This window comes from Mycolicibacterium neoaurum ATCC 25795 (genome assembly GCF_000691525.1).
GTDB lineage: Bacteria > Actinomycetota > Actinomycetes > Mycobacteriales > Mycobacteriaceae > Mycobacterium > Mycobacterium neoaurum.
The window spans coordinates 66,854-72,853 of sequence record NZ_JMDW01000020.1 but is presented as its reverse complement, the minus strand read 5'-3'; the positions used below and the strand labels follow the sequence as shown (position 1 = coordinate 72,853).

Sequence of the window (6,000 nt, the reverse complement as noted above, 5' to 3'; positions counted from 1 at the left end):
ACAAACAAAAACCACCAAACACACTATTGAGTTCTCAAACAACACGCCCGATCCTGACCGCGCAACAAGTCCGCGGCTAAAAGCCGCGGTCCGCAGTGCGGGCAGTGAGGTACTCCCCGGTTAAGGGTTTCTCTCTCGGATTTGGTCTTCGCTCTCCGGCTTGCGGCCGTGTCGCTCTGACCTGGAATAAGTTACGGCAGGGCTAACAGCGAGTCAAATCGCCTGGTCAGCTCGACATCTTCGCTGGTCAGAGCGCCGGTCCTGTTACGAACCGGCGGCCACCCGCATCACCCCGGCAATGTTGCGCTTGCCACGTCGCAACACCAGCCAACGGTCATGCAAAAAGTCCGAGGCTTGTGGTATCCACTCGTCGCTTTCGATTCGTACGTTGTTCACGTAGACCCCGCCCTCGGCGAGGGTGCGCTTCGCAGCACCGCGGCTGGCCACCAATCCACTGGCCACCAAGAGGTCCAGAATGCCGTCGGCACCGCCGGCCGGCAGCTCGGCAACCGCGCCGTCACCGGCCTCCTTCAACGCCGCACCCAGAGTCGACTCGTCGAGATCGGCCAGTTCGGCACGGCCGAACAGTGCCTGACTGGCCAGTTCGACGGAGTCGGTCGCGGCCTGACCGTGCACGAGTGTGGTGAGCTCGCGCGCCAAACGGCGTTGGGCGGCGCGTTCGTGCGGACGTGCCGCGGTGGCCTCGGCCAACTCGTCTATCTCCGCACGGCTCAAGAAGGTGAACCAGCGCAGATAGGGCACGACATCGGCGTCCGCGGTGTTGACGAAGTACTGATACCAGGCATAAGGGCTGGTCAACTCCGGATCCAGCCAGAGGTTCCCGCCGCCGGTCGACTTGCCGAACTTCTTGCCTGTCGAGTCGGTGACAAGCGGTGTGGTCAGCGCATGGGCGGTGGCCCCGCGCTGCTGGCGCACCAGGCGCACGCCGGCGACGATGTTGCCCCATTGATCGGATCCGCCGATCTGTAGCGCGCATCCATGCCGGTCGTGCAACTGCACGAAGTCGTTGGCCTGCAGCAGCATGTAGCTGAACTCGGTGTAGGACATCCCGTCGCCCTCCAAGCGGCGGCGAACCGTGTCGCGGTCGAGCATGACGTTGACCGAGAAGTACTTGCCCACGTCACGCAGGAACTCGATGGCCGTCATCGGCCCGGTCCAGGACAGGTTGTTCTCGACCACCGCGCCGGTTGCGGATTCGTCGAACTCGACGAACCGTTCCAGCTGCCCACGGATGCGATCAGCCCATTCCGAGACGGTGTCGGTGGTCTGCATCGTGCGCTCACCACTGTCACGCGGGTCACCGATCAATCCGGTGGCCCCGCCGGCCAGCACGATGGGTCGGTGCCCGGACTGCTGGAACCGGCGCAACGTCAGCAGCGGCACAAGATGTCCAGCGTGCAGGCTCGGCGCCGTCGGATCGAAACCCGAATACAGCGTCAACGGGCCGTCGGCCAACGCATCGGCCAGCGCCTCCAGATCGGTCGACTGCGCGATCAGTCCGCGCCATTCCAGCTCATCCAGGATGCCCGTACTCACGGGTGCCATCTTCCTGTATCAGTCGCTGGCACCCGGCGCGGGTGCCCGTGGACTGCGCCGGTAAGCCGACACCTCGCGACGTCCGGGCAACCAGAACCGCCAGGGTCGGTCGGCGGCGGTGCTGACCCCCACCCGTGGCCCGTCGACCACGCCGACCGGATCAGCCAACTCAAGACGCACCGCCGCGGTCGGCTCGAAAAGATCGATCCCGTTGTCTTCCATGGTGATTCCCAAGGCCGAGCAAAGGTTTCCCGGACCGCGGGCCAGACCGTGATCGGGTGCCACGATGCCCCGCCGCGACCGGGCCACCGGCTCCCCGTCGTCGATCACCGCTGCACGCAGCAGCACCGCGGCCGCGACTCCGTCGGGTCCACAGGACACGTTGGCGCATACATGGATCCCGTGGCTGCGATAGGTGTAGAGCTGACCGGCGGGACCGAACATGACCGCATTACGCGGCCGCTTACCACGAAACGAATGCGCGGAAGGGTCCGGCCACGGACCGTCGGACGGTCCTCCATAGGCCTCGACCTCGACGATGGTGGCGCTGACCCCGCGGCCGAAAAGCCGCGCACCCACCAGCAGACGTGCCGAGTCCACCGGGTCTCCGGACAACTCCGCTGCACCCACGCACCGATTGTGCCCGCGCCGGGCCCGTGGTCACCAACCGCGCTGGGTCAGCGCGGATCCGCCTGCGCCGCGCCGATCAGACGGGCGTGCTCGGCATCATCGGTGATGGTGATCGCTTCGTCGATCAGCAACACCGGAATACCGGCGTCGATGGGGTACGCGCGGCGCAGCCGAGGGTTGTACAGACACTCACCGGCGACATGATGAAGCGGGCCGCGGTCCTCGGGACAGACCAGGATTTCCAGAAGCTTCGCGTCGAGCGTCACGATCAGCCGAACGGAGCGATGCTGCTGCCCCATCCCGGAGGCGCCAGCGGCTGGTCATTGTCAGGGTCCGGCGGAACCCACGGCGCGGCCGGTCCGACCGGTGCCGGGCTCGCCTTGCCCGCCGCCGCACGCTGCAGGGCCTGACGCTGTTGGGCGACGGTGGCCTGAAGCGCCTCGGTCAGCGGCACGAGATTGGGGCGCTGGTCCATCGCGGCCCGCAGAGCCGCCTGGTTACCCGGTGACGGCGGGATGCCTCGATTGCGGAGCGTGATGGCGGACTCCAGGAGCTTGGACACCTGACCGCCGGACGCGCCCGAGGCGTAGATGTCGGCGAGGCTGTCCAAGATGTCGGCATGCGCGGTCGCGGTGGTGCCGCCGGTCAGCAGTCCGGCGGCGATCATGGCTGCCGCCAGCGAACGCCGAGTGAATGATGTCATCACGATCCTCCTAGCCGGGAGCCTAACAGCGCACCGCGCGCCGGGCTCGGTCTCACAGACCCAGCTCGGCACGCACGGCAGCGGTCATGCGCTTGTACTGCAACGTATCGCCGTCGAAGTACCAGGCGTTACGAGTGGACTTCGGGATGCCCGCGGCACGCAGCGGACCCACCTCCGGCCGATACGACGCACCGAGGGTCATCTCGGGTGCCGCATAGACCACATCGGGGGCGCGGCCGACCGGCAGCGCGGCCAGTGCCTCGGTGACCTCCGCGCTGGGAACGCTGCCACCGGGACGTAACGCCACCGCCGTCAGCACCAGCGGCCCGTCGGCGCCATCCACGCAGTAGGTGACCGCCAGATCGACCGCGCCGATCCGCCCGACCGCATCGTTGACCGCGGCGGTGAAGACCACGCCATCCGGGGTGCGGATCACCGCGCTGCGGCTGTCGACCAGCCAGTAGTCACCATCGTCATCACGGCGGAAGAGCTGCTCGGTGGACACCCAGGTGTCGGCCGGCGCGAAGACGCCCCGCTTGACCGAGGCGGTCGGATCGATGGGACCCCGCGGGCGCGCGAGCAACAAGCCGACCTCACCGGGTTGGGCCCGCAGCACGAAACCGCGTTCGTCCTCCAAGATCAGATCCTCGTCGACGTCATAGGCCGCGAGCTCGATGAACGGGCCACCCGGCAGCGGGCGGCCCTTGCATCCGGGCTTCACATCGGCCACGTTGGCCAGCACGGCCTGGCCGTCGGTGGTCGCGAAGAACTCGACGACGTGGGCCGGGGCGAACACCTCGCTGACCCGCCGCCACAACCCGGTCGGCATGCCCGCACCGATGAACAGGCGCACCGACAGCGTGCCGTTGAGGACGAACGAGGGATCGTCGATCACCTCGCGCAGCATCGCCCACGTGTAGGACACGACGGTGACGCCGTATTGCCGGATCTCGTGCAGGAACCGATCGGGGGCCAAGCCGCGCGACAACGCGATCCGTGCACCACCGACGACCGCGCCACCGAGGCTCACCAACAGTCCGGAAGGGTGATGCAGCGGGGTGAGGCAGTACACGGTGTCGCGGTTGCCGAGGTTTGCCGCCGACGCCGTGCCGAACGCCGAAAGCGCCCAGCGATAGTTCGTGATCTGGCGGGCCACCAGTTCCCCGTTGACCGTCGCGAAGGCGATATAGGCGACATCGCGGGCAAACCCGGGATTCGGGCGGTACCAACCGGGCAGTTCGACACGATCGGGGTCGATGCGCTCCATGTCGATGACCTCGGCGGACCCACTGCCCGGTTCGGGCAGCTGCAGCTCACGCGTCTCGCCGCCGCCCAGCACCAGCACCCGGCGGTCCAGCGTGCGGGCTGCCTCCAGGTTCGCTGGGTCGGTGAGGATCTCGACGACGCCGCCGAGTCGGGCCGCCAGGGCCAGATCGGCGTCCGGGGGCATCAGCACCGCCACCGCTCCCAGACGGGACAGCGCGGCGATGGCGACCAGGGCGCTGGGTCGGGTCTGCATCAGCACACCGACCCGCACGCCCTGGCGGACGCCGACGTCGATCAAACCGCGCACCACGTTGTTGACGCGGCGGTCGACCGCCTCGTAGGTGTGCACGCGACCGTCGAACAGCAGGAACTCGCCGTCGGGATGACCCAGTGCCTGCTCGGTCATGATCCGGCCCAGCGAGATCCGGGTGTGGTCGTTGATCTGGCCGAGCCGAGCCAGCCGGGGCAGGGTGCGCGCGGTCTCCACGAGCAGCGTGCGCGCCGACTTGTTGGTCGCGACAACGGCATCGGCGGCCGAGCGGGCCAGCTCGAAGGCCAGCTCGGAGGCGGCCGCCGCGCCGTGCGCGACGCGGGAGGCCAGCGCCACCCCACTGTCGGTGGACTCGTCGGGTTGGTCCCCCATCGGGACGACGGCCTCGGGCAGCTCACCGTCACCGCTGCGCCATTTGACCCAGGACGCCACCGTCGGCCAGGTCTGGGTGGCTGCCTTGGATCCGACAACCAACCCGAAATGCCCTGCGCGGATCAGGTATTCGTAGGTATCGGCCTGCGGCGCTGCCGCTTTGATCCCGCGTACCGCTGCGGGCTGGCCGATATCGTCGACCTCGCCGACCACGGCAAGCACCGGGCATTTGATATCGGCGAGCGTCACCAGCTCTCCGCGGATGTTGAATCCGCCGGACATCATCCGGTTGTGTGCGATGAACTGCTTGAGCAGCTCCGAGATGGCCGGTCCCGACCAGGCGATCCAGCCCTCCGAGTCCAGGAACCGGCGCTGCTGCTCGCGCGGGAGCAGCGCCTCACGGTCATGGAGTTGGCGCAGGAAGTCCAACCGGGCCTGCGTCGTCTTGATCGGATCGAGCATCTGGAACCCGGTGCGGGCCAACCACCCTGGGATGTCGATGCGGGAGAACACATGGTCGGCCATGAAGTTGGCGGCGACCGCACCGACGTTGGGCGGGATACCCATCGGCAACGCCGCGAGGGTGTCCACCGGAGAGCCGAACCCGATGATGCTCGCCAGATCCTTCGACCTGCGATACGCGGCCGTCTGGTAGCAGAACATGCCGCCCTGCGAATACCCGGCGAGGTGCACATCGCTGCCGGTGACCCGCTTCACGGTGTCGATGGCCTCGCTGAGCGCCACCACGTGGTCGGCCAGATTGCGTTGCATCCCGCCCTCGACCTGATCGGGTGAACCGAAATCGATCACCCACGGATCGATGCCCGCGGCGCGCAGGATGCCGACGGCACCGTCTTCGCGCGTCACATCCCACATATCGGCCGACATCATCATCGGATGCACCATCAGCACCGGCGGTCCCGCGGGAGCGGTGCCGGGCCGGGAGTCCGGCGGGAAGTAGCGCCGCAGCCGGTACATCGGCACGCTCTCGATGATCTGGTACGGCGAGGGCACCGCTCCGGTCTCCAGGCCCCCGTAGCGCAGCACCTCGATGCCGTTCTGCGCGGTGGCCAGCAATCGGCTCACCGGACCGGTGACCAGTGAGAAATCCACCACAGTGCTCCCCTACCGTATGAGTCCAGACACCAGCGCCAATCCCCCGATTGCCCCGACATCATGGCACAGCGCCACTGGTCGGCCG

At 67.7% G+C, this 6,000-nt stretch carries 5 protein-coding genes; all 5 read right to left on the bottom strand.

Going from position 1 to position 6,000, the window contains the following annotated elements; all coding sequences use genetic code 11:
• Nucleotides 1-264: 264 nt before the first annotated feature.
• Genes tyrS through IC40_RS0124015 form a run of 5 tightly spaced genes read right to left on the bottom strand, consistent with a single transcriptional unit; the run spans nt 265 to nt 5,915 of the window.
• On the bottom strand, nt 265-1,566 hold the full coding sequence (tyrS, locus tag IC40_RS0124035) for a tyrosine--tRNA ligase (RefSeq protein ID WP_030137212.1): 1,302 nt from the start codon (nt 1,564-1,566) through the stop codon (nt 265-267).
• Nucleotides 1,567-1,575: 9 nt separating this feature from the next.
• Nucleotides 1,576-2,187, bottom strand: a complete 612-nt coding sequence (locus tag IC40_RS0124030) for a DNA-3-methyladenine glycosylase (protein WP_030137211.1) — start codon at nt 2,185-2,187, stop codon at nt 1,576-1,578.
• 47 nt (nt 2,188-2,234) lie between these two features.
• A complete protein-coding gene (locus tag IC40_RS0124025; protein WP_042509755.1) occupies nt 2,235-2,486 on the bottom strand; it encodes a Trm112 family protein in 252 nt (83 codons plus the stop codon).
• On the bottom strand, nt 2,456-2,890 hold the full coding sequence (locus IC40_RS0124020; RefSeq protein ID WP_042509756.1) for a hypothetical protein: 435 nt from the start codon (nt 2,888-2,890) through the stop codon (nt 2,456-2,458). Before IC40_RS0124020 ends, IC40_RS0124025 begins: the two co-directional genes overlap by 31 nt.
• A 52-nt stretch (nt 2,891-2,942) precedes the next feature.
• Nucleotides 2,943-5,915: an acyl-CoA synthetase gene (locus tag IC40_RS0124015; protein ID WP_030137208.1), complete on the bottom strand. Its 2,973-nt coding sequence runs from the start codon at nt 5,913-5,915 to the stop codon at nt 2,943-2,945.
• Between the last annotated feature and the right edge of the window lie 85 nt (nt 5,916-6,000).

Bases quoted from the DNA above. Each gene is read 5' to 3' on its own strand.
- IC40_RS0124020 (WP_042509756.1), bottom strand. From the start codon at position 2,890: ATGACATCATTCACTCGGCGTTCGCTGGCGGCAGCCATGATCGCCGCC.
- tyrS (WP_030137212.1), bottom strand. From the start codon at position 1,566: ATGGCACCCGTGAGTACGGGCATCCTGGATGAGCTGGAATGGCGCGGA.
- IC40_RS0124025 (WP_042509755.1), bottom strand. From the start codon at position 2,486: ATGGGGCAGCAGCATCGCTCCGTTCGGCTGATCGTGACGCTCGACGCG.